Annotated in this window: 23 protein-coding genes; 3 read left to right on the forward strand and 20 right to left on the reverse strand. The window is 43.8% G+C overall.

Going from position 1 to position 25,159, the window contains the following annotated elements:
- Positions 1-87: 87 nt before the first annotated feature.
- Both RT034_RS02490 and RT034_RS02495 read right to left on the reverse strand, forming a co-directional pair.
- On the reverse strand, positions 88-792 hold the full coding sequence (locus RT034_RS02490; protein WP_313013182.1) for an HAD family hydrolase: 705 nt from the start codon (positions 790-792) through the stop codon (positions 88-90).
- Between the two features lie 30 nt (positions 793-822).
- Entirely contained in the window at positions 823-1,734 is a 912-nt protein-coding gene (locus RT034_RS02495) for an energy transducer TonB (protein ID WP_313013359.1), read from the reverse strand.
- A 288-nt stretch (positions 1,735-2,022) separates the two neighbouring features.
- Between RT034_RS02495 and RT034_RS02500 the strand changes: the two genes are divergently transcribed.
- Positions 2,023-2,739, forward strand: coding sequence for a hypothetical protein (locus tag RT034_RS02500; RefSeq protein WP_313013184.1), 717 nt, complete (start codon positions 2,023-2,025; stop codon positions 2,737-2,739).
- 88 nt (positions 2,740-2,827) lie between these two features.
- On the opposite strand, the gene RT034_RS02505 is transcribed toward RT034_RS02500, so the two are convergent.
- From RT034_RS02505 to rplU, 17 genes are all read right to left on the reverse strand, one after another.
- Complete coding sequence (locus RT034_RS02505; RefSeq protein WP_313013187.1) at positions 2,828-3,697, reverse strand: ferredoxin--NADP reductase; 870 nt, start codon at positions 3,695-3,697, stop codon at positions 2,828-2,830.
- A gap of 94 nt (positions 3,698-3,791) precedes the next feature.
- Positions 3,792-5,312, reverse strand: coding sequence for an NADH-quinone oxidoreductase subunit N (locus RT034_RS02510; protein ID WP_313013191.1), 1,521 nt, complete (start codon positions 5,310-5,312; stop codon positions 3,792-3,794).
- Positions 5,313-6,899 carry an NADH-quinone oxidoreductase subunit M gene (nuoM, locus tag RT034_RS02515; RefSeq protein WP_313013193.1) on the reverse strand — a complete coding sequence of 529 codons (1,587 nt, stop codon included), beginning with the start codon at positions 6,897-6,899 and terminating at the stop codon, positions 5,313-5,315.
- A 5-nt stretch (positions 6,900-6,904) separates the two neighbouring features.
- A complete protein-coding gene (gene nuoL / locus RT034_RS02520; protein ID WP_313013196.1) occupies positions 6,905-8,806 on the reverse strand; it encodes an NADH-quinone oxidoreductase subunit L in 1,902 nt (633 codons plus the stop codon).
- Positions 8,807-8,813: 7 nt separating this feature from the next.
- Positions 8,814-9,137 carry an NADH-quinone oxidoreductase subunit NuoK gene (nuoK, locus tag RT034_RS02525; protein WP_007115476.1) on the reverse strand — a complete coding sequence of 108 codons (324 nt, stop codon included), beginning with the start codon at positions 9,135-9,137 and terminating at the stop codon, positions 8,814-8,816.
- Positions 9,137-9,781, reverse strand: a complete 645-nt coding sequence (gene nuoJ, locus RT034_RS02530) for an NADH-quinone oxidoreductase subunit J (protein ID WP_313013200.1) — start codon at positions 9,779-9,781, stop codon at positions 9,137-9,139. The genes nuoK and nuoJ overlap by 1 nt, the downstream gene beginning before the upstream one ends.
- Positions 9,778-10,329 (reverse strand): NADH-quinone oxidoreductase subunit NuoI, encoded by a 552-nt coding sequence (gene nuoI, locus RT034_RS02535; RefSeq protein ID WP_007115474.1) that lies wholly within the window; start codon positions 10,327-10,329, stop codon positions 9,778-9,780. The genes nuoJ and nuoI overlap by 4 nt, the downstream gene beginning before the upstream one ends.
- 15 nt (positions 10,330-10,344) lie before the next feature.
- Positions 10,345-11,400 (reverse strand): NADH-quinone oxidoreductase subunit NuoH, encoded by a 1,056-nt coding sequence (gene nuoH / locus RT034_RS02540; RefSeq protein WP_007115473.1) that lies wholly within the window; start codon positions 11,398-11,400, stop codon positions 10,345-10,347.
- Entirely contained in the window at positions 11,400-14,402 is a 3,003-nt protein-coding gene (gene nuoG / locus RT034_RS02545) for an NADH-quinone oxidoreductase subunit NuoG (RefSeq protein WP_313013204.1), read from the reverse strand. The genes nuoH and nuoG overlap by 1 nt, the downstream gene beginning before the upstream one ends.
- Positions 14,403-14,411: 9 nt before the next feature.
- Positions 14,412-15,884 carry an NADH-quinone oxidoreductase subunit NuoF gene (gene nuoF, locus RT034_RS02550; protein ID WP_313013206.1) on the reverse strand — a complete coding sequence of 491 codons (1,473 nt, stop codon included), beginning with the start codon at positions 15,882-15,884 and terminating at the stop codon, positions 14,412-14,414.
- Positions 15,881-16,390: an NADH-quinone oxidoreductase subunit NuoE gene (gene nuoE, locus RT034_RS02555; protein WP_007115470.1), complete on the reverse strand. Its 510-nt coding sequence runs from the start codon at positions 16,388-16,390 to the stop codon at positions 15,881-15,883. The genes nuoF and nuoE overlap by 4 nt, the downstream gene beginning before the upstream one ends.
- A gap of 13 nt (positions 16,391-16,403) precedes the next feature.
- On the reverse strand, positions 16,404-18,188 hold the full coding sequence (gene nuoC, locus RT034_RS02560; protein WP_007115469.1) for an NADH-quinone oxidoreductase subunit C/D: 1,785 nt from the start codon (positions 18,186-18,188) through the stop codon (positions 16,404-16,406).
- Positions 18,189-18,335: 147 nt separating this feature from the next.
- Entirely contained in the window at positions 18,336-18,998 is a 663-nt protein-coding gene (locus RT034_RS02565) for a NuoB/complex I 20 kDa subunit family protein (RefSeq protein ID WP_313013211.1), read from the reverse strand.
- 93 nt (positions 18,999-19,091) lie between these two features.
- Positions 19,092-19,625 (reverse strand): NADH-quinone oxidoreductase subunit A, encoded by a 534-nt coding sequence (gene ndhC, locus RT034_RS02570; RefSeq protein ID WP_409566279.1) that lies wholly within the window; start codon positions 19,623-19,625, stop codon positions 19,092-19,094.
- 498 nt (positions 19,626-20,123) lie between these two features.
- Positions 20,124-20,813 (reverse strand): outer membrane lipoprotein periplasmic chaperone LolA, encoded by a 690-nt coding sequence (gene lolA, locus RT034_RS02575; protein WP_313013213.1) that lies wholly within the window; start codon positions 20,811-20,813, stop codon positions 20,124-20,126.
- A gap of 354 nt (positions 20,814-21,167) precedes the next feature.
- A complete protein-coding gene (rpmA, locus tag RT034_RS02580; RefSeq protein ID WP_036591251.1) occupies positions 21,168-21,431 on the reverse strand; it encodes a 50S ribosomal protein L27 in 264 nt (87 codons plus the stop codon).
- A gap of 40 nt (positions 21,432-21,471) precedes the next feature.
- Positions 21,472-21,783, reverse strand: coding sequence for a 50S ribosomal protein L21 (rplU, locus tag RT034_RS02585; RefSeq protein ID WP_065252357.1), 312 nt, complete (start codon positions 21,781-21,783; stop codon positions 21,472-21,474).
- 443 nt (positions 21,784-22,226) lie between these two features.
- Here rplU and RT034_RS02590 point away from each other — a divergent pair, with 443 nt between their 5' ends.
- Together RT034_RS02590 and RT034_RS02595 are read left to right on the forward strand one after the other, a co-directional pair.
- On the forward strand, positions 22,227-23,147 hold the full coding sequence (locus tag RT034_RS02590) for a polyprenyl synthetase family protein (RefSeq protein ID WP_313013363.1): 921 nt from the start codon (positions 22,227-22,229) through the stop codon (positions 23,145-23,147).
- A 152-nt stretch (positions 23,148-23,299) separates the two neighbouring features.
- Positions 23,300-24,409 carry an alpha/beta fold hydrolase gene (locus RT034_RS02595; RefSeq protein ID WP_050324065.1) on the forward strand — a complete coding sequence of 370 codons (1,110 nt, stop codon included), beginning with the start codon at positions 23,300-23,302 and terminating at the stop codon, positions 24,407-24,409.
- Here RT034_RS02595 and RT034_RS02600 read toward each other — a convergent pair.
- On the reverse strand, positions 24,406-24,984 hold the full coding sequence (locus RT034_RS02600; protein ID WP_313013220.1) for a TetR/AcrR family transcriptional regulator: 579 nt from the start codon (positions 24,982-24,984) through the stop codon (positions 24,406-24,408). The genes RT034_RS02595 and RT034_RS02600 overlap by 4 nt on opposite strands.
- Positions 24,985-25,159 lie beyond the last annotated feature (175 nt).

A 25,159-nucleotide genomic window follows, 5' to 3' on the forward strand; every position in this document is an offset into this window, starting at 1 on the left:
ACGTGTTACTATGAAAAATGCGCCATTATACCTGAATCTGTCACTGGATTCATCTCAGCTGTCGCCATTCATCTTAGCTGTTGCCTACTACGCCTGTGCTTTTATCGACCAATCTTCCACTGCCCAATGATGCGCTAAGGCATGCGCGTGTAGAGTATCATCGGGGCATACCGCAATCGCCACATCTGCCCATTCTAATAGCGGCAAATCATTTTTTGAATCCGAATAGGCATAAGTTTTGGTATAAGTTATGCCTTGTGCGTTTTTTTGAGCAATCCAATTTTTTAAATGAATGATTTTGCCCTCTTTAAAGTTTGGCTGCCCTGCGACCTTACCCGTGTACCCCTGCTCGGTGACTTCAAGCTCAGTGGCTAAAATATTATCTTCCTCTACCAAAAATAATTTGTTAGCAATTGCTTTAACCACAAAGGCATTGGTGGCGGAAATCACCACCACATCGTGCCCTGCTTGTAAATGCGATTGGATAGCGTTAACCGCTTTTGGACGCACTTTTGGCGCAATTTCTTCTTGTAAATATTGCTCACGCCACTGGTGCAACTGCGCTAAAGTATGCTGTTTTAAAAAGCCTGCCACAAACTCATTATAGACGACTGCATCGAGCGTCCCTGCGATATAGTGCTCATAAAACTCCCGATTTTTAGCCCGATACAGCGCTTCTTCTACCAGATGATGTTTGACCAAAAACTCACCCCACATATAGTCACTATCGGTATCAATGAGGGTGTTATCGAGGTCAAATAGCGCCAATTCTTTGTGTAGTACGGTTGACATAAGACAGCCTTTAGCATAGTTAGTGAAAAGTTAAATTGCGGGGTTTTGGTCATCAACGGTTAAGGTATCGCCAAATCGCCAAGTACGGATAATACGCAGCTCCAAATAATCTTGCATTTCCTTTGAGAACTTACCAAATGGCGCGGCTTTACGCACCGAATTTTTTGCTGCTTCATCCAAGATGGTAGCGCCTGATGACTGTAACACTTTGATAGATTTGACTTGCCCGTTAGGCTCGATAATCACCATCAGCATGACATCGCCTTTGATGCCTTTGGCGCGGGCTTCTTGGGGATATTGCTGGTTGCCAATATGATAGGCTTGTTGGCGAAAATTCTCGATATAGCGCGCGGCTTCACCCGTGGTGGTGGAGTTGCTGCTGATAGTTTTGACCGCAGATTTTTTGGCTAGTAATTGGCGGTTACTGCTGATTTTGGTTTCAAGGGTGGCAATTTGTGCCTGTACCCGTTGTTCTTGCGCGGCTAGATTTTCGCTATCGTCTTGTTTTTTATTATTATTTTCTCTGCGGATTTTTTCAAAGCTTAACGTGGTACGTAAATAACTTTCTTGAAACGCTTCTTGACGCTTTTGGCGTTCTTGACTCACGATATCATCGGTGTCATTGATTGCTTCGTCTTCTAAAGGACTCATGGTATTGTTTTCAAGCCGTAGCTTTTCGTTGGACTCACCGCCACCTTGCTGGCCGGCATTGGCGATAAAATCGGCTTTTTCATTCTTTTGCAGATTTTCGGTCAACACCGTGGTGACTTCTTGCACCGCTGCGGTTGGTGAGCTTTTATCTTCAAATTGAATACCAAAAATAACAGCCGCATGGATCGCCACCGCCGTAATGGTAGCAAATAGCATGACGCTGTCTTTGCAAGCCGCAGTATGTGGCATTAACTTTTGAAAAACATCACGGTGGCTGTCTTTGCTATACACCAAAATATAACCCTTTGAGCGATGACGACGCTATCTCCACAACCTTACTAAAAAAAATACAAATCACTCATGTATTATAACGCGCAGATAGTATAGATTAAATCAAACCTTGGCTGAAGCTAAATTCATACACCATTAGCAATCAGTGGTGAGCGATTAGCTGTTAGCAATCAATGTTACAAGATTTTTTGTAGACAGAACCACAAGTTGATTAGAAACTTTACAATGCCCAAAAACTGACTACAATAATAGCTTTCAATACAAATATAAAAAAACTGAGAAACGATAGTGATAACAAGCAAAACGCAACTGGATGAATTTTTTGCCACCCATTCTGAAGAAATCGCACGTGCGCTGATACAAAAATCACAAACGTGGTATGAAAAAATCGAAGATTTTGCCGGTCAAGAGTTTATCGTGCCCGCCACCGAAAAGCAGCTAAACGATGCCATTCAAAAATTTGTGGTGGCAAAAGTCAAAGCGATATTGGCCATGCATCTAGAGATTCATGAAGGCTGGCTTCGACTGTATGCAACGGTTAACTATAAAGGCATTTTCGCTGACCTTGCTGTCAACTTAGGTGTGGTACATGCCCAATTTGACCGTTATCGCCAACGCTTGGTATTTCAGCAATTAACTGACACCGATGTCATTGCCTTGTATTCAGATTCCTATGTTAAATCAAAAGCGATTCATGCGGCGCTTTGGTTTTTTAAACGGGTGTTAAAGAAAGACCCGCTCGGCATGATTTTAGAGAAAATCAATTTGGTGCACCAAAAAGATGATATCTTGTATCTCGATATTGGTCGCTGGCTGAAGAAAAACGAAAAAATCATGGCAACGCTGCGCAAGGTGCAGGTAAATCATGGCTATCTTGCTGAACAGCAACTACTGCTGAGAGCCAATGCCAACGTCGGTGAAATTCTCAATATAGGTAGTAATGACCAATTGATTACCGAAGCGGATAATCCTGCAGTGACCAATAACGCCACAAAAGCGGCTTAGTATTTTTCATCGGTATTAACCCTCATCCTTTACCGCTTTTACTCTACTGATTTTTTTACCGATTGTACTTTGCCAGTTAAAGAGATGCTTACCAATAGTTTTCAACGGCGATATTGCCTTCGCCGCGCCGATTCATGGTCAATCCAAGCGATTTTAAGGCTTCTTTGGTATCTTCGACCATTTGTGGGTTACCACACAGCATCACATGACTGCGCTCTTTATCCAGTTTTTGCCCTACCAACTCGGTTAACTTGCTCGACACTATCAAGTTAGGAATACGCGCTTTTTCCCCGGCATAATCGGCTTCCCGTGTGACAATGGGCAAAAATACAAACGCTGCCCCATTGTCGCCATAGATTGACTTAATTGACCCAATCTCCGCTTGATAAGCAAGCTCTTGCGAGGTGCGTGCGCTGTACACCAAAATAATGCGCTGATATTGCTGCCATACCTCGATGGTCTTTAAAATCGATAAAAATGGGGCTAAACCTGTGCCTGTTGCCAGTAACCATAAATCATTAGGCAGGGGTAACTGGTAGCGGGCTAAGGTCAAATAGCCAAATGGCGTGGTATTAAGCAATAAACTATCGCCCACTTGGATATGATTGACCTTACTGGTAAATTCTCCCTCAGGAATGACCACCGAGAAAAATTCAATAAATTCATCATAGGGCGAAGATGCGACGGAATAGGCGCGAAACACATAGCCATCAAGGTCAATGGGCTGACCTTGCGCCTCATAACCTTGCTCCTCTTCATCTTGCGTCTCAGAAGTTATTAACTTGGTCTCATGGTTATTTGCAAAATATTGTAAATCTTTGCCATGGATACCGAGCCTAACAAATTGCCCTGCGGTAAATTTAAAGCCATCGGGGCGCGTGACTTTAAAACTTAGCAAGGTGGGCGCCCAACGGGTCACTTCAATCACTTTAACGCGAATACTTTTATCATCTGACATGTTATCTTGACCATTTTTTTGCATCATTATAAACAAAAAAGCGTACCTTAATGAACTAAGATACGCTTTTTTATGTCGCAGTACTAAAATTGGATTAATATATGCGAACTAGCGTGATAATTTTTGATAATGTTTCGGGGAAAATACCGAAGTACAATACCGCTAACGTCACCAACAACACCATGATGCCGCCTGCTTGAATACCCCAATGATTGACCGCATCGTGCGGCTGTACTTCTTGGGGACGTCTAAACAAGGTGACCATAAGATTTAGATAGTAATACAAGCTAATTGCACTACCCACGATAATCATGGCAGTGAGCCACCAACTTTGCGCAGAAACGGTAGCAAAAATCGCAAAGAATTTGCTGATAAACCCGGCGGTCAATGGAATACCTGCCAATGATAATAGCATCACAGTCAATACAGCGGTTAGCACAGGACGTTGCCAGAAAATACCTTGGAAGTTTTCAACCAACTCTGCTTCACCTTGACGTTTGTACGGGCTTGACATGATAGTCACGACACCGAACGCACCAATGGTGGTAAACGCATACACTGCCATGTAAAGGCTGACAAAACCTGCTGATTCAACTTTCACTGCGCTGATGATGGCTAACACATAGCCGATGTGCGCAATAGATGAATAGGCTAACAGACGTTTTATATTGTGCTGACGAAGCGCCAGTACGTTACCGATAATCATCGATAAACTGGCAATCACCACAATCAAGGTATTGATTGCTGGCAAGGCTAAAGTTGCCGTAGACAATAAGAAACGTAATCCTAGCGCCATCATAGCTACTTTGGAAACACTGCCTAAGAAAGTCGCCACAGGCGCAGGCGCACCTTGGTAAACGTCTGGCGTCCAAGTATGGAATGGTACTGCTGAGAGTTTAAAGGCAATACCAAATAACATTAATGCAGTCCCCACTACCAAAATCGGCATAACGATACCATTTTGAAACATGGGTACGATTGCCATACCAATTTGACGGAATGACAAAGTACCTGTGTTTGAGTAGATTAATGCCATACCCATCAACATGGTAGCAGAGGCTGTCGCCGATAAAATGAGGTATTTAAAACCCGCTTCTAACGATTTACCACGCGCATAAGTATAAGCCAACATACCATATAGCGGTACCGACAATAACTCTAAGCTGACAAAGAAAGAAGCTAAGTTATCAGCGCATACCATAAACAGCGCGCCCAATGTTGAGATAAGCAGTAGCAAATACAACTCTTCTTTATTATCGCGATAGCCCCCAATGTAACCATACGCCAAGGTAAAACACGCAAGCGAGCTGATTAAAATAATCACCATATTGAACTGGGCAAAACTATCCACCACAAATAAGGGAGCAATCAAGCCTTGCGATGGCGTAAATAATTCATACAGACCATGCAATATGCTATCAGCATTGCCACCCAATAATTGTATAAGCACAACAAACAAGGTGGCATTAAGGCCAATCACACTAATGGTACCTGCCACAAAATTTGAACGCTTCATGGCGATGGCAATCATCACCACCACCGTGGTGATTGAAATTAAAATCATTGGAAACAATGGCATGAGCACATTGCTAGCAAATGGAATAATAGGATTCATCTATTTTACCTCCATATGAGCAAATGGCTCTTGAGAAGTAGGTGCAACTTGCTGGACATGATATGCCTCACTAATCCAGTGCATACTGTGATCAGAGGTATCTAAGAATGATTGCGGATATAGACCTAACCATAATAAACCAAACCCAAGCACCAACAAGATTGCCGCTTCACGCGCATTGATATCACGCATCGGTGACATTTTCTCAATCGTCGCTGTTGGCGTACCAAATAATGCTTTATAAATCATAATTAATGCGTATAAACCTGCAACGACTAAGCTAAAGGTAGCAAACACCACTGCCACAGGATGCGAGGCAAAAGACCCTAGAAGAATTAAGAACTCACCAATAAAATTACCGGTACCTGGAATACCTAATAATGCCGCGGCAAAGAACATAAGTAACGGTGGGTAATAACGCATTTGACCCCACATACCACCCATTTGGCTCAAATCACGGGTATGTAGACGCTCATAAAGCTGACCACTCATGATAAATAATGCCGCTGAGCTAAGACCATGTGCCAACATTTGAATCATCAAGCCTTGGAAACTAATTAACGTACCGGCATACAACGCAAGTACCACAAAACCCATATGTGAAATACTGGTATAAGCCAGTAACCGCTTGATATCTTGCTGCATAAACGCAAGCCAAGCCCCGTAGAAAATACCAATACCGCCCAAGGTAATCGCAATCGGTGCAAACTGAGCACTGGCTTCTGGGAATAGTGGTAGGACAAACCGCAATAAACCATACGCCGCAGTTTTAATCAAAATACCAGCCAAATCCACCGAACCTGCAGTCGGTGCCTGCGCGTGCGCATCGGGTAGCCACCCATGCAGTGGGAAAATTGGTAATTTAACCGCAAAGCCAATAAAGAACATCAGCATGATTGGGTATTGCCATTTGCCAAGATCTGTACCTAGCAAGTCCATATAGTTAAAAGTTATTTGACCAGTGGTTGATGCATGAATCATCACCAAAATCAAAATACCAATCAACATAATCAGACCCGATGCTTGGGTATAAATAAAGAATTTGGTTGCGGCATATTCTTTGGTTTTACCGCCAATCGCATTGTGTCCCCAAACTGCAATCAAGAAATAGATAGGAACTAACATCATCTCCCAAAAGAAGAAGAACAAGAACATATCGATTGCTAGGAAAACACCAATAACACCGCCCAAACTCCAAAGTAGATTAAGATGGAAGAAGCCCACACGGCGAGTAATCTCACCCCATGAACACGCCACCGCCATCATACCTAAGAAGGCTGTTAGGCTCACCATCAACAGCGATAACCCATCAATGGCTAGATGGAAACTGACCCCCAATGAGGGCATCCAAGATAGTTGAAACTCTGCCAACCAAGTCGGTTTAGCAGTCACCTCAGCAATGGTTTGTGCTGAGCCAATAAAGTTACCGTTTTGCCAAATAGCTACCGTAATCAAAAACGTTAATAGCATGCCAAGAAACGCAATCCAACGCGGAAAACGTTCATCAACTTTTTCAACCAACCAGCACAGAAAACCTGCAATGATTGGAATAAATATCAAGGCGGGTAATAAGAGATTATTTTGCATAACTATTACTTCCCTATCATCATCATTACCAACACCAACAATACTGCCATGCCAAGACCGAAGCTTGCAGCATACCCACGAATCGAGCCAGATTGGAACCATGTCGCCACTCGGTTACCTGCCAACGATAGGGCTGGTAAAATATTCCAAGTGCGGTCAATCGGGTCAATTTTAATCAACTTACCAATCAATAAGAATGGTTTAACAAATACAATGTCATACAAAGCATCAAAGCCTAAACCATTATAGCACCAGTAATTAAGCGCACGACCTAAACCTGTTTGGTTAAACTTACTCACGATGCGACCTTTATCTAGGGCAAACAAGAACGCACCCACAATCAAACCCGCCAACATCGCAGCCATCACAATCATTTCTGCCGTGTGCTTACCTGATTCTACCTCAGGATGAATCACACTAAAACTCTGTGGCAATACGCCTGCTAATGGTGGATGAATCATCGCCCCCACCGCAGTTGATAGCACCAACAATACCGCGAGCGGTAGCCAGTATGTCCAACCTTTAAGATCGTGAATAGGCGTTTTTTCTTCACCAAAGAACACAATCCAAATCATACGAAACGTATAAATCGAGGTTAAAAACGCACCCACTACTGACATCCAAAATAAATTCATATGACCTGATGCGAAGGTTTCCCAAATGATTTCATCTTTTGAGTAATAACCCACCGTAATCCAAGGAATCGCAGCAAGTGCCCCACCCCCGATTGCAAACACCGCAAATAGGAATTTATTTTTATAAAACAAGCCACCCATTTTAAAGATGTTTTGCTCATGATGGTAAGCCAAGATAACAGCACCTGACCCTAGGAATAACAAAGCTTTAAAGAACGCATGGGTCATCAAGTGGAAAATCGCAACTTGCCAAGCGCCTACCCCTAATGCCAAGAACATATAGCCGATTTGACTCATGGTCGAATAAGCTAAGATACGTTTGATATCGGTTTGTGCCAGCGCACAGAAACCCGCAACCAACAATGTTGTTGCCCCAACGATACCTACCCAACTTGCCAATACATCAGGGGTCAATAAGAACACAGGATGTAAACGGGCAATTAAATACACACCTGCGGTAACCATCGTTGCCGCATGAATCAAGGCTGAAACAGGCGTAGGACCTGCCATCGCATCAGCAAGCCAAGAATGCAGCGGAATCTGTGCAGATTTACCCATCGCACCAAGTACTAGCATCACAGCCGCAACTTTGATGGTAGGATAGCTATGACCAAAAATCGTCACCGTTGACCCTGCCGACGTTAGCATTTGCGATACATTGGCATTGATATCTGAGATATTTAACGTACCCAATTCACGGAACAACAAGAATAAGCCAAACGCTAAAAACACATCACCCACACGGGTTACAGTAAAGGCTTTCATCGCAGCACGGCCATTGGCGCGCTCGTGATAATAAAAACCAATCAATAAGTAAGAACAGATACCAACGCCTTCCCAACCTAAGTACAACAGCACTAAATTATCAGCAAGCACAAGTAACAACATACTTGCGACAAACAGGTTCATATAGCTAAAAAATCTTGCGTAGCCTGTTTCACCGCGCATATACCATGACGCGAAAATATGAATTAAAAAACCGACACCGGTAATCACGCCCATCATGGTCACGCCCAAACCATCCAGCATGAGACCAAATTTTGGGGCAAAACTACCGACTTGCATCCACGTCCACAATGGCTGATTAATGACAGCGCCTTGTGGGTGGTTCATTAAAAAATCACTGCCTGCCATCAAGGCACACAAAGCAGCCAAACCCATACTGCCGACACCGACCACTGCGGCTGCGTTTTCGCTTAAGCGGTCACGCATGGTCGCTAGAATCAGAAAGCCAATCAGCGGCAGCATAAAGGTTAAAGGTAACATACTCATTTTGATTTCACCCTTTCATCTCATTTGCCGTATCGACATCTAAATGACCACGCTTATGATAAAACTGTAAAAGAATAGCCAACCCAATTGCGACTTCAGCGGCTGCCAAAGTTAGCACCAAAATAAACATAATTTGTCCGTCAGGACTGACCCAGCGACTACCTGCCACTACAAATGCTAAGGCAGCAGCATTCATCATAATCTCAAGACTCATCAACATAAACAAAAAATTACGTCGTACCATCACACCACAAAAACCAATGGCAAACAAAATCGCTGACAAGATTAGACCGTGCTCTAATGGCACATGCTCTAATGGAAAGTGTCCCATTATGCCTTCTCCTCCTGAACTTCGCGTAACACAGCCGGTTGGCTGGGCTCTTTATCAATAAAATTCGTTAAGGCAGGTTGTACGGTATTACCAAGCTCACTGTTATGACTTTCGTTTTCATCATCCAAGGCAGATTTTGCCAAATGATAAGCCGCCACCAAACCCGCTAGTAATAAAAACCCTGCAATTTCGACCAACAATAAATATTCGGTAAATAATTTGGCACCGATCATTTTTGCCGTGACTGGCTCTACCCCGATAAACGCTGGCATGATTCCTTCAAACCCATGTTTCATGCCAATCAGACTAAACAGAGTCAAACCCACAATAAATGCAAGTCCTGCCGGCACTGCCCAAGCTGAGGATGCCAACCAGCTTTCTTCTTCTAAAGTGCTTTGGGTGCCTAAGTTCAGCATCATCACCACAAAGACGAACAATACCATAATCGCCCCTGCATAAACGATGATTTCAAGCGCACCGGCAAATGGCGCACCTAAAGCAAAGAAAATACCTGATAACGCCAGCAGCGTGACAATCATGTTTAATAATGCATGCACAGGATTGGTACGAGTAATCACGCGCAAACTAGCCAAAATAGCGACAATCGCTAATAAATAAAACCCTATCGTTGCTCCGGTTATCATGGCAATAAACTCCGTAAATCAATCGGTGCAGACTCATTTTGGTGTGCCCCTTTAGGTTTATCTTTGGTCGCCATCCCAGTCACACGGTAATAATTGTAGTCAGGAAATTTACCCGGGCCTGAAATTAACAAATGCTCTTTTTCATACACCAAGTTTTGACGGTTATACTCACCGAGCTCAAAATCTGGCGTCATCTGAATAGCCGTTGTCGGGCACGCTTCTTCACACATACCACAAAAGATACAACGCGAAAAATTAATACGGAAAAACTCTGGATACCAGCGTCCGTCTTCACGCTCCGCTTTTTGCAGTGAAATACAACCCACTGGGCAAGCGACAGCACATAGGTTACAGGCCACACAGCGCTCATCCCCATCCGGGTCACGTGTCAATACAATACGCCCCCGAAAACGCGGCGGTACAGGAACAGGTTGTTCTGGGTATAAAATCGTATCACGTTTACGGGTCGCATGACTTGCGACCATGATTAGGGTGCGCAAGATTGAGCCAAAACCCGTAATCGTGTTTTTTACCATAGTCAAATACATACGTTAATCTCCACCTTACCCTACACCATGGGTGCGCCATAATACGTAGGCCGCCGTCGCGAGTAAATTAATCAAGGTAATGGGTAGACAAATTTTCCAGCCAAAGTTCATTACTTGGTCATAACGTGGACGCATCAACGCCCCACGCGCCAATACAAACATGGTCATGAAAAACAGCGTTTTTAACATGAACCAAATAATCGGCGGGATAAAACTCAGTCCATCAAATAATGGCAACCAACCACCAAAGAATAAAATAGTAATCAGCGATGATACCAACACGATATTCACATACTCACCGACAAAGAACATACCAAATTTCATACCTGAGTATTCAACATGGTAACCTTCTGCCAATTCTTGCTCTGCTTCTGGCTGGTCAAATGGGAAACGGTGGGTGACTGCCACACCTGCGACCATAAAGGTTAAAAACCCTAAAATTTGACCAAATACATTCCAGTGCCAAAAACCACCGGCTTGTGAGTATACGATATCGCGTAAGTTAAATGACCCTGCCAACGCCACCACACCCATTAGCGACAATCCTAGAAAGACTTCATAACTAATGGTTTGGGCAGCAGAACGTAAACCACCGAGCAAGGCATATTTATTGGCTGATGCCCAGCCACCAAACATCACGGCATAAACCGCCAACCCTGCCATCGCAAAAAAGAACAAAATACCGATACTCCAGTCCGCGCCACCGAGTGATGGCGTAACTGGCACAATGATATAAGCGGCTAAAGCGGTAAACAATGAAATCGCAGGCGCCAAGACAAAGATAAATTTATCGGCAAATTTGGGGGTCCAGTCTTCTTTAAAGAAGATTTTGAGCATATCGGCGGCAACTTGTAGCGAACCTTGCCAACCCACACGGTTTGGACCATAACGGTCTTGCCACAGTGCCAACATGCGACGTTCATAAGGAATCATCAACGCAGCAAAAATCACCACCGCCAAGAAAATAACAATTGATTGCACTGCCAAAAATACAATTGACCAAGCTTCAGGGGACATTACCCCAGCCAGCCATGCAGGTAAATCGGGCATCTGTCTAACAGAATAGTCCATTATACCCCCTCCCCTCGAGTTACTTGAGCTGTCACACCACCATTATTAGCTGGTGATACCGCTTGGGTGACAATGTTGGTAGTTGCTGATTTTACGATACTGATGTCGGTATAAGGCTGTGCTAGCAAGGCTTCTAATTCACCCGCCTGACCCACAGGATAGCCCACACAGCTTTCGGCTAAGTAATCGACAAGCTGCACAGGTAAGGTGGTCGCTACACCCTTCACTGTGACCGTTAACATATCACCTGATTGCAGCTGCCATTTATCCGCATCATCCGTTGATACACTAAAAGCAGCTGGCATCAATTGTGAGGCGACCACTTCACTACGAGCAGTGAGTTCATCACTAGCAAAAATATTATACACCGGCACTAGCTGGGTTGAACCTTGTTGGCTAGCTGCCGCAGGCGCAATATACTCACGTTTTGGCAATGCGGTTAACGCATCAAAAATACGCACCCCTGGATCGCCATGTTTTAAATGACCACCCACTTTATCTTGGTATTTATTCCAAGCTTGCGGTGAGTTCCAACCTGCTGACCAAGCAAATGGAATCATTGATGAATCCGTTTGGGTGCCCACATAACCTTCTTGTGAGAAGGTTAGGCCCGTATCGATATCTTTCGGCTGCTCTGGCTCATGCACAGAAATCGGCGCACGCATCGCTGTACGACCTGAATAACGGCGTGGCTCACGCGCGACTTTTAGACCAGTAATACGATAATCGGCTGATGGCGCTGCTTGTCTGATTGCGGCTAATTGTGGATTGGTGTCTGCGACCGCAGTAATCACATCATCAAGCTGCGTCCAGTCAATCGCACGGCCATTGAGCTCAGACTCTACCGCATGCAACCAACGCCAGCTTTCTTTTACCATGCTTTGCGGGCGATAGTAAACAGGATCATAAACTTGGAAGAAACGCTGTGCACGACCTTCTGCTGAGATTAGTGTACCGTCCGCTTCTGCAAAGGTTGCTACAGGTACCATCACATCTGCATGGTTATGCCATTGGTAAGCTTCATGATCAAGTACAATCAGTGATTTGTTGATGAGCAATTGGTTCATTTGCTCAGCGGTTAGGCGGCGGCTGATGTCATTTTCCATGACAATCACCACATCGGCATCATCATCTAATTCATCAATCGCTTTACCACCGAGTAAGTTGACGCCTATGCTATTGGCAGCAGGTACTGATAAGTACAAACCTGCTTTTTCTTGGTAGCCTTTGGTTGGGTTCATACGGCTTGGACGTTTAACTTGCTTGGCTTGTTCAGCAAATGCCGCTTCATCCATCTCTTGTTTGAGTTTGGCTTGCTCTGCATCGATTTTGGCAATCTCTGCATCCACTTGGACGTTGTGGGTGTCAACCACGCCTTTTTCATAAATGACCACTTCACCGCGTTTTTGTTCGGCGATATTGGCAATTTGTGCCGCCGCTTCTATGATAGCAGTGTGGTACAGTGATGAGCCTGAGATGATAAGTGGCTTGGTTGCTTTAAGCAGCGTCTGCGCGATACGTTTAGCAAATGCCTGCATATCAGCATTATCGTCTTCATCGATGACCAAATCTTTTGGTAATTGTGAGGTAGCCAACGTTTTCATGTGCTCAGCGATGCTAAAGCCTAGTTCAGCGATATCGCTTGGGGTGGCGACGCAGCTTACTTCGGCAATATCATCAAGGCGCGTATCTTTGACATCCACAATAAAGATTGGGCTATAGTCTTTTTGACCGATACGAGCCACAGGCTCTGCCAAGAAATCTGGTGTTTTTAGTGCATCTGCCATTTGTTTGGCGCGATTTTTTGCCGCTTGGCGTACTGCCAGTGCAATACGTGGACTGGTTTGGGTAATATCTTCACCCAAAATCAATACCGCATCATAATCCTCAATCTCACGCATGCTTGGATTATGGATATTTTCTGTGGTCAACACATCGATACATTTTTGTACCACAGTTTTTTCTTGACTGGTAATACCAATGCTAAAATTTTCGGCACCGACTAAGCGTTTTAGCGCATAGTTTGATTCAAGGCTGGCAACAGGCGAACCAATACCGATGGCTTTTTTACCTTGCAACCGGTTTTTGATGGCATCGATAGTATGGTCAATGCTTAGATTGGTTTGTTTACCGTTTAATGTTTCAATCGCTTGAATTGGGCGGTCTTGGCGGTTGACATAGCCATAGCCGAAACGACCACGGTCACACAGGAAGTAAGCGTTGACTTCCCCATTAAAACGGTTTTCGATACGGCGCAATTCACCATAGCGCTCACCCGCTGAGATATTACAACCTGCCGAACAGCCATGACAAATGCTTGGGGCATACTGCATGTCCCATTTACGATTGTAGCGCTCTGAGTGAGTTTTGTCGGTGAATACCCCAGTTGGACAAACTTCGGTGAGGTTGCCTGAAAATTCACTTTCAAACTGACCGTCTTTATCACGACCAAAGTACACACGGCTTGCTGATGCATAAACCCCTAAATCTTCACCACCTGCATAGTCTTTGTAATAACGCACGCAGCGATAACACGCAATACAGCGGTTCATCTCATGATTGATAAATGGACCCAAATCTTGGTTTTGGTGGGTACGTTTAGTAAAGCGGTATTTACGATGATTGTGACCTGACATGTAGGTCATATCTTGCAAGTGACAATGACCGCCCTCTTCACAGGTTGGACAGTCATGGGGATGGTTAGTCATTAAGAACTCAACCAAGCTTTTACGGAAGTTTTTCACTTCTGCGTCAGTCACTGAGATCCACATATCTGGGGTCGGATTGACCATACAGGACATGACCAAACGACCACGACCGGCTTCATAATCTTCTTTGTTATTATATTGCTTGACGGCACATTGGCGGCAAGAACCCACCGAGCCCAATGCTGGATGATAACAAAAATAAGGGATATCGATGCCAAGCGATAAACAAGCTTGTAGCAAGTTATCGGCACCATCAACTTCGACGTCTTGACCGTCTATATGAATAATTGCCATGCTAATTCCTTACACTGATTGCCCATTGGTGGTCTTAACCGGTTGATACACTTCAACTTTTTCGCTGTTTGCGAATGAAGGCACGCCCGTTGGGGACAATTGTTCTTCAGGCACCACATTGTTACCAATTTTAGCTTCAAATTCTGGTAAAAAGTATTTTAACGCACTTTGTAATGGCTCAACCGCACCCGGTGCGTGGGCGCAGAAGGTTTTACCTAACCACAAATCTTTGGTCAATTGCCGCAATACGTCAATATCGACAGGTTGACCATTGCCTGTATCGATGGCATGCAAGGTTTTGACCCCCCATGGCAAACCATCACGGCAAGGCGTACACCAACCGCAGGATTCACGGGCAAAGAATTTTTGCAAATTGAGCGACAGTGACACCATATCTTGCGATTCATCTACCACCATAATCAAGCAGGTACCTAAACGGCTACCGGCTTTCATGATGGGTTCAAAGTCCATTGGCAGGTCTAAATGCTCGTCACTGGCGGTTAAAAAGTCAGTTGACGCACCGCCTGGTAACCAAGCTTTTAGTTTACGACCGTCTTTCATGCCTTTGGCATAATCAAAAATAATTTCGCGAGCCGTGGTACCAAATGGCAGTTCCCATAGCCCTGGCTCATTGACTAGACCTGAACAACCCATGATTTTGGTGCCCGGGTTTTCTGATTTGCCTTGTGCCAAGCCTTTATACCATTCTACGCCATGTAGCATGATGCCCGGCATGTTGTTTAAAGACTCTACATTATTGACCACAGTGGGACGACCCCATGCCCCTGATACTTGTGGGAAGGGTGGCTTGGTACGTGGATTGGCACGGCGACCCTCAAGCGAGTTAATGAGCGCCGTCTCTTCACCACAGATATAACGACCTGCACCGGTATGCACATGTATATCAAAGCTATAACCTGAACCTAGAATGTTATCACCCAAATAACCTTTGGCACGGCATTCATCCAATGCATTATTCAAGCGTTTCGCGGCTTCAATGTACTCACCACGGATAAAAATATACCCTGCGGTTGCACCAATGGCATAACCTGAGATAATCATCCCTTCAATCAGCTGAAATGGTAGGCGCTCCATCAATAGACGGTCTTTAAACGTGCCTGGCTCCATCTCATCTGCATTACAAATCAAGTAACGGGGTCCGCCATCCGGTGGCGTCATAAAGGTCCATTTAAGACCTGCATTAAAGCCTGCACCACCACGTCCACGCACGTTGGCATCTTTAATCATGTTGCCAACTTCTTTGGCAGATTTAGCCAAGGCATTTTTTAGACCTTCAAACCCTTTTAGGCTTTCATAGGTTGCCAAATCTAGCACTGATTCGTAATGTGCCAAACGCCAAGTCAGGGGCTTGGTTTCACTGGTGGCTGTCGCTTTATCACCATAAATAGGAATGCTTTGCTCGCCCAATTGACTGGGTGATTTGCCAATTTTTCGATTATTAATTTGACGGGTTATATTCATGCGTATTGCTCCAGCAATTCAGCAATCTCTTCAATTTGGACAGGACCGTAGGTATCTTCATCAATCAAAACCGCTGGACCTTTATCACAGTTGCCTAAACAACAAATGGGTAATAAGGTAAAACGATTGTCTGGGGTAGTTTGACCAAAACTAATGCCTAAAGTGCGCTCAAAAGCTTGACCTAAATTCTCTGCACCTACCAGATAACAACCAATCGAGTCACAGACCAAAATCACATGACGACCAACTGGTGAGCGGTAGATACGGTTATAAAATGTTGCAACCCCTTCCACATCGGTGACTGGGATTTTTAAGATATTAGCAATCGCGTTGACTTGTGCATCATCCACCCAGCCGTTACGGCGTTGGACAATTTTTAGCGCATCAAGTGACGCCGCGCGGCTTTGTGGGTAATGATGCATAAATTCATGAATGTCGTGAATTTCTGCTTCGGTTAGAATGCTTGCGACATCCACCTTTGGGGTTTTATCAGTTACAATCTTCATCGGTGGTTTTCTCCTAACGATCAACGTCTGCCATAACAACGTCAATTGACGCTAGATAAATAATTAAGTCAGAAACCAAGCTACCATTAATGACTGACGGCATTTGCTGTAAGTGTGCAAAGGTCGGTGTACGAATACGGGTACGGTAACTCATGGTCGAGCGATCAGACGTAATATAATAGTTGGTAATACCTTTCACTGCTTCCACCATAAAGGAGGACTCGCCTTCTGGCATAACAGGACCCCACGATACTGAGATAAAGTGGTTAATCAAAGTCTCAATGTCATTTAAGGTGCGGTCTTTGGGCGGTGGTACAGCCAGTGGGTGATCGGCTTTGTATGCCCCCATTGGCATGTTGTTAAGGCATTGCTCAATGATACGCAGTGACTGACGAATCTCTTCAATTTTGACCAAACAGCGGTCATACGCATCGCCATTAAACTCAATTGGCACTTCAAAATCAAAATTTTCATAGCCAAGATAAGGACGCGCTTTACGCACATCATAAGGGATACCTGTGGCACGAAGTCCATGACCTGATACGCCCCAAGCCAGTGCAGATTTAGCATCGTATTGGGCAACGTTTTGGGTACGCAGTTGTAGCACCTTGTTTTTCATGGTAGCTTTGACGTATTCATCGATACGTTTTGGCATCCAATCTAAGAATTCACGAACCAGTTTGTGCCAGCCGTTTGGCAAGTCCATCGCGGTACCGCCGATACGAAACCACGCTGGGTGCATACGATAACCGGTTACCGCTTCAATCACATCATACGCTTTTTGACGGTCGGCGAACATATAAAACACTGGCGTCATACCGCCCGCATCCTGAATAAAGGTACCCCAGTACAGCAAATTATTGGTGATACGGAAAAACTCACTCATCATGATACGAATGGTATTCGCGCGATCCGGCACCGTGATGCCAGCCAGTTTTTCTACTGACATGATGTAGGGCAACTCATTCATCACCCCACCAAGATAATCAATACGGTCAGTGTAAGGAATAAATGAATGCCAAGTTTGACGTTCAGCGATTTTTTCAGCACCACGATGGTGATAACCAATATCTGGGATACAGTCGATGACTTCCTCACCGTCTAGCTGAAGCACAACGCGAAAGGCACCGTGCGCAGAAGGGTGGTTAGGACCCAAATTTAGGAACATAAAGTCTTCGTCACGCCCACTACGTTTCATGCCCCACTCTTCTGGGACAAATCGCAGGTTCTCCTGCTCAAACATCTGCTTGCCTTTATCGAGATAATAAGGCGGCACTTCAGTTGCACGAGAGGCGTATTCTTTACGCAGTGGATGACCTTCCCAGTATTTTGGCAATAAAATACGGGTTAAATGTGGGTGACCATCAAAGGTAATGCCAAACATATCCCACGCTTCGCGCTCATACCAGTTGGCATTCGGCCAAATACGGGTTGCCGTTGGGATGTGTAAATCAGCTTCTTTGAGCGCCACTTTGATGCGGATGTCTGTGTTGCGCTCTAGCGACATTAAGTGATAGAACACGGTGAAATCACTGTCAGGTAAGGCATTGCCATCCCTATCTTTACGATGTTGGCGTAGGCGCTCATCAATCGCTGAGATATCCAGTAACATCACGTAAGGCTGTGGCAAGGTGCGAAGGTACAGAAGTACTTCGATGACCTGTTCACGGCTGACCCAAATAGTGGGAAAAGCGTCAAAGGTTTTTTGTACAACAAACTGCCCCTCAAACTTGCGATTTAATTCTGCAATCACTGCTGGGACATCAGTTTGTGCTTGATTATCAGTTACCGTTACCATGAGTGGCACTTTCCTCATTCACAATTATTAAGAAGGTAATGGAATATCTTTTTTTGTTTTGAACGCAATTCGATAAGCTGTTACTTAGCGAAAAATTCATCCTAAATCCATCCAGAGACTGACTCTAGCATTAATCAATCTCTAGCATTAATCAATGTTATCTGGGCTGCGTAGATTTTTGACCGCAATGCGATCGGCTTGTTTACGGTCACGTTCTGGCTGCATGATAGGTTGGTAGATACCTTGGTCATTGACATGAATACCGAGGGGACGACGTTCTTTAGTAATCGATTCTTGCAGCAGCATGATGGCTTGAATCAAGGCTTCTGGACGCGGTGGGCAACCAGGGATATACACATCGACGGGAATGATTTTATCGACGCCTTGCACCACTGAATACACATCGTACATGCCGCCTGAGTTGGCACAGGCACCCATTGAGATAACCCATTTAGGCTCAAGCATTTGCTCGTAGAGACGCTGAATAACAGGCGCCATCTTCATAAAGCAAGTACCTGCCACAATCATCACGTCAGCTTGGCGTGGTGACGCGCGAATAACCTCAGCGCCAAAGCGCGACAAGTCATGCACGCCTGTCAATGTCGTTGCGTACTCCACATAGCAGCACGAGGTGCCAAAGTTAAATGGCCACAATGAATGCTTACGACCCCAGTTTGCAAGGCTATGGGTCAAATCTTCTAATCGCGTCATGACGACGTTTTTATTGACTTCCTCTTCGTCAATAATTTGACGGGTTTGGTCTGGAAATCTGTCGGCATCTGGATTGGCTTTGGTTAATGTATATTTCATAATGCTCGATCACCTTGATTTTTAAAGCAGGATTTCGCTCTATATCACTACAAATGCAAACGACCTTGCAACATAGATTGCAAAGTCGGGTTATTATTTTACCGCGTTATTGTTTGGGTTTTGGTTCATTGCGCCAGACAATTGGGCAGGGATTTTACCAGTAGGGTCAATTTCTAACTCTTCAACACCATTAAAGCGGGTAATATCCGCGAGATTAAAGCCCGCACGCGCAGCAGCCAAACGCTTTGGTTTTGGCTTTTTGTCAGCAGGTGACCAGTTAAGTGCCCCTAGTTTAAGCAGATAATATAGACCGATTAATAGCTCTACCACAAACAGCACAACGGTCCAAAATCCTAACCAACCTGCTTCTTTGACCGATACCGCATAGGTATATAGGTATAATGCTTCTAAGTCAAAAATAACAAAGAAGATAGCGACGATATAGAATTTTGCAGATAAACGGATTCTGGCCGAACCAGCACTGACCACACCCGACTCGAAATTTTCTTGCTTTTGAAAGCCTTTAGAAGTACCACCTAACAATCTTGGTACAACAAGCATGAAAATACAAAGTCCTATGGCTGCCAAAATAAATACAATTGCAGACCAATCAATGACTGGAATCATGAGGATACTCCTGGGCAATACAACTAACCGTTACGTGGGTTAAGCAATTCAAGTTGGGACGATATTTTTGATACTTCCACCAAGCCCGTCTGGCTCAAGCGCAATATCACAAAGACGATGGCAGATAACTTCTTAAGAACTATTTTGCTTAAGATTACCTCGTACCAGCTAACAAGGCTGCACATCCATTGACCATTATTGTAATCGGTGAGTGATTGGCTAGTTACTAAACAGGCTAGTTAGAGATATTGCTAAAACCACGATGAAACTCTAATATAAAGCAGTATTACATCACTTTATAAAAATGCGTATTTTAACAAAAGTAACTATATATTGCTGTTAACTGGCTAAAACACGGATAGTTTACTCATTTTATGTAAAAAATGCTAGTAGCAGGGTTCAATCTTCAATTAAATACAAACACTTTTAAAAAAAAGACCCTGCTGTTTGCAGGGTCTGTTAGCCAAAAATCATTCAAAAAATTCATGCAAATAATAGTTACTGGTTAATCACGTCAACGCCTTTAGGAGGCGTAAAGCTAAATTGATTACTGGCAATTGAAGCATTGCGTTTCACATTGGAGAATCGAATACTGGTGGTTTGTCCCAAATTATCATTTAATACCATCATCACAGGATTACCGCTGTTAAAAGCGATACCTAAGCTTTTAAAGTTGGCATTGCCACTTTTTGGGTACAGCACATAATAATTTTTTGAAGCAATCGGCTGAGTTACATTAAAACTATTGGCGATTTTGTTAGGATCACCTGACAAAATCAGTGCTGGGGTATCCCCTACTTGATTGCTCACGCTTTGCTTGGTCGCTTGATTTAAGTCTTTATCATACACCCAAAGCATATTGCCATTGGCAACAATCAGTTGCGATGCCGTACCATCAATCTGCCAACGAAACTGGTTTGGGCGTTGCACAGCCATGGTACCTGAGAAATTTCTTGATGCCTTACTTAAGCCCTTGCCACCTGTGCCAGAGGTGGTTTGACTAAAATTAGCGGTCATGCTTTTGACATTTTTAAGTAGGTTGTTTAAGTTTGTTGCCGCGCTTGCTGAGTTGGCGACAGCGGCATTGGCTGATTGCATGGCGACTGTCATCGGCATGCTAGTAATCAATAATGCTGATAATGTACCTGTAGCTAATTTACTGATAATTTTATTGGTAGATATTGTCATGGTAGGTTCCTCATTCAATAAAAATTGTTAAAAGTTTAGAAAAAGTATTCAAAAATAATATCAGCTCAACAGGCTAATCAATCAATTAAAAATTAACAAGTTAAGCTAAATTTGCTGACAGATATTGTCGCTAAATTTTTCTTACCCTACTAGACGCCCCATGCAATGATTGTTGTTGAAGTTGTAACAAATGTAACAATAGCTGAGTGCTAAGAAAGTTTTGACTAGGCGCTGACTTGGTAATACCAAGCCATAAAAACTATCCAAAACCCGTTAACACACTTGGCTATAAGCAATAAAAAACCCAATAAGTGCAACTTATTGGGTTAATTTGTTTAACAACAAGCTAAATGATTATTCAGCTGCGCCTTCAACAAATACGTAGCGACGATTGAATTTACCTTTAACAGCAAATTTTACCACGCCGTCAGTTAAAGCAAATAATGTATGGTCACGACCCATACCTACACCTTCACCTGCGTGAAATTCTGTACCACGTTGACGTACAATGATGTTACCAGCAACAACTTGTTGACCGCCAAAGATTTTTACGCCAAGCATTTTTGGGTTTGAATCACGACCGTTACGGGTAGAACCTGCGGCTTTTTTATGTGCCATGTCGATGTCTCCTAGAGATTAATATGTTTGAAATAGTCAATTAAGCAGTGATTGCTTTGATTTTTAACAAAGTATACCATTGACGGTGACCTTGTTCTTTATGATAGTGTTTACGACGTCTGTGTTTTACAATACGTACTTTTTCGCCACGACCATGTTCTACTACTTCAGCTTCGACCACTGCACCGGCAACCACAGGTTGACCAATTTTGATATCGCTGCCATCAACGACCATTAAAACGTCTTCAATTTTGATGGTATCGCCTTTTTCAGCTTTTAGCAATTCAACTTTTAAAAATTCATCTTGAACGACGCGATGTTGTTTACCACCACTTTTGATTACTGCATACATCTTGGTTGCTCCAATAAACCCGTACACCGTGGCTACCAAGGGCGATAACACTTCTACGACGGATACACAGGGAAATATAAGGTCGCGATTTTAACGTTTTTAGTGGTTAAAATCAAGTAAAACTTCACGGATGCAGGTGCGATTTTCGCTGATAAATTATTGCGCGTTTCTCAACGCAATGGATGCTCAGTAATACAAGTCGCCAATAAAAATACACAGCTATAACTTACACAAAAAACGGCAGTATGGTATGATTTTGCCGACTTTTACCACAAGCCAAATTTCACGAATTTTCACTCCAAGCTTTGAGCCAACCTATGCTAGACAATCAACAATCAAAACCTACATCCACTGCTATCAATGCTGATATCATTAAAGACAGTAACAGCACGCCTGTCACTTATCAGCAGATTCAATCTATTATCGCTGACGATTTCGAGATTATGGATAAGCAGGTGTATGGCAGTCTAAGCTCTAAAGTCAAACTGGTCATGTCGGTGAGTCAGCATGTCATCAATGCAGGCGGCAAGCGTATGCGCCCGCTCATTTCGCTGCTTTGCTCACGCATTTGTAACGATCAGCCCTCACAAGCCGCCATGCATTTGGGCGCAATCACTGAGATGCTGCATACCGCAACGTTAGTACATGATGATGTGATTGATGCGTCAGGTATGCGCCGTGGTAAGCCGACCGCGAATGCAACTTGGGATAATGCAACGGCTGTACTGGTCGGTGACTATCTGATTGCCCGTTCATTCAATCTTTTGGTGGGTTTTGGCTCGTTGCCGTTATTGCAGTTATTCTCAGATGGCACCTGTGATATCGCTGAAGGGGAAGTATTGCAGCTTCAACATCAGCATGACCCCAAAGCTACCGAAGCCGATTATATGAAAATTATCGATGGCAAAACCTCTCGGCTATTTATGATGGCAAGTCAAGGTGTGGCTATTTTGGAAAATCGCCCTGAATACAATGACGCCTTCGCGATATTTGGTCAGCACTTTGGTAATGCCTTTCAAATCATTGATGACGTGCTCGATTTTGTCGGTGATAGTAAGGTGCTCGGCAAAAACGTGGGTGATGATATCGCTGAAGGCAAGCCAACCCTACCCTTGATTAAAGCATTGGAAATGACCACGGGTGATACGCATGAAAAATTGCGGATTGCCATTCAGACAGGTCAAGTAAACGATACCCACGAAATTATTGAGATTGTCAAAACCAGTGGTGCACTGGCATATTGCCGTGACAAAGCGATGCAAGAAAGCGAGATTGCTAGACAAGCCGTACTGACCTTGCCTGATTCACGATACCGCCAAGGCCTACTCGATTTGATTACGCTTGCTAGCCAACGGCTTTATTAATTATTAATAAAGGCTGGGTGGTGATTAGTTTGATGTCCAATTCGAGGCGCGGTAAATCATACGTCATTAAATCGTCATACAAGTTTGCTAATTTTTGATAGTTTTTTGATTGATGGCTTTTTGATGGTTAGCTTTTTAATTATGGACGCTGTATGTCTAATACCACCCCCTCTTCATTACCCGATATTAAACAACAAGTTATCGAAGATAAAGCCAAAAAAATTCAAGCGCAATCGGCATTAGACACCATTCAATCACTTGCCACCATCGACCCTGCTAACCCTGCCACCATCGACATTAAATTTCGACCTTCCAAACACGCGGATTTTATGCAAGCCGCCAAGGTACACACCCCAAAGTATAAATTCTACGTTGAAGTCGGTGGCGATCCTGCTCACCCTACCATCGTACTGATTATGGGGCTAGGCGCGCAAAGCTTGGTATGGCCCAATGAATTCTGCTATGCGCTAATCACTGCTGGATTTCGGGTCGTGCGATTTGACAATCGCGACATAGGCAAATCCAGCAAACTTAAGCACAAAAAACTAACCCCCGCTCATGATTCGCCTATTTATAAAGCCAAATTGCTCGGCAGATTCGGACTGGGTTTACCGCTTAAAAACCTGCAAACACCGTATGATTTGTACGACATGGCAGAAGATGCCTATCAACTGCTCAAAATGTTGGGCATCAAAAAATACTTTGTGATTGGTCAATCGATGGGCGGTATGATTGCGCAAATCATGGCGGTGCGTTATCCACACCAAGTAGAAAAATTGGGACTATTATCCACCAGTAATAATCGACCCTTTTCGCGCCCGCCCGCCATTGAAGCCATCAGGGCCTTTACCCAGCCACTACCCAAAAGCCAAGATGCGGATGCATTGACCCAGCAGTTCGTGCAAACCATCAAGACCATCGCCAGCCCCAACTACTTTGATGAACAAGCGGCGTTCAGCAAAGCTAAAAAACTATTTAAACGACGTTTTTACCCAAAAGGTACGCAGCGGCAATTACTGGCGATTTTGGCGACGGGGTCACTGGTCGATATTGACAAACAAATCCACCAGCCCACCCTCATCATTCATGGCAAACAAGACAAACTCATTCCATTTAGTCATGCCTATTCGCTTGCCAAGCATATTGCGCATAGTCAATTGATACTCATTGATGAGCTTGGTCACGATATGCCCGTGGCACTGGTCGAGGTATTAGCAAGTTATTTTATTAATCATTTTCGTTATGATAGCCAACTGGGCTAGCTTTTTATGATGTCCAGCATTTGTTGCCAATCCACTGGCAATTTCTTCGGTAATGGCAAATCTTTTTCAAAATAGTATTTCAAACTTGCCATAAAAATAGTGGCCATCATGGTGGCTTGGTAATCAATCGCCGCCGCCGTCAAATAATCTGTCGCCTTTTGTTTTTTAGCCAGTTCAATAAAGTTTTGTTTACCCATCAAAAACATATCATGATAAAGATTGTGGTCTTGGGTACGGATTTTCCACAGGGCAAGCATCTGTTGGCGGCGTTCAAACAGCTTTTGTGAATGATTTTCCATAATCATTTGTAGCATTTGACTATCGGCATTGAGCCTGTCTTGAAATAGCTGGCTAACTTCCTGCTTGAAATCAGCAATCATCTGCCCTGCCAAATCACCTTTGCCACTGTAATATTTATAAAAAGTAGCACGATTGACTTTGGCGCGCTCCAAAATTGCTTGGATAGCGATATCGTTGTACTCATGCTCAGACAACAACATAATAAAGGCTTCACGGATGGCTTTATGGGTTTTGACAACACGTAAATCAGGTGACTTGTTACGACTTAAAGTCATGCGCAAATACTTCCTTATTAAAAAAATCTATCAATGGCTTTGAAATTTTAAAATTTTTATCCATACAAATAGGCGATAATTGTTGCTTAAACACTTACTTTGTTTAATATTGTTGGTTTCCCAATTGGAGATTTTTTTTTAAAATAATGGCTGCCGATAACTAGGTAGTAATGTA

It is taken from the genome of Moraxella sp. CTOTU48841, from assembly GCF_032061225.1.
Classification (GTDB): domain Bacteria; phylum Pseudomonadota; class Gammaproteobacteria; order Pseudomonadales; family Moraxellaceae; genus Faucicola; species Faucicola cinerea.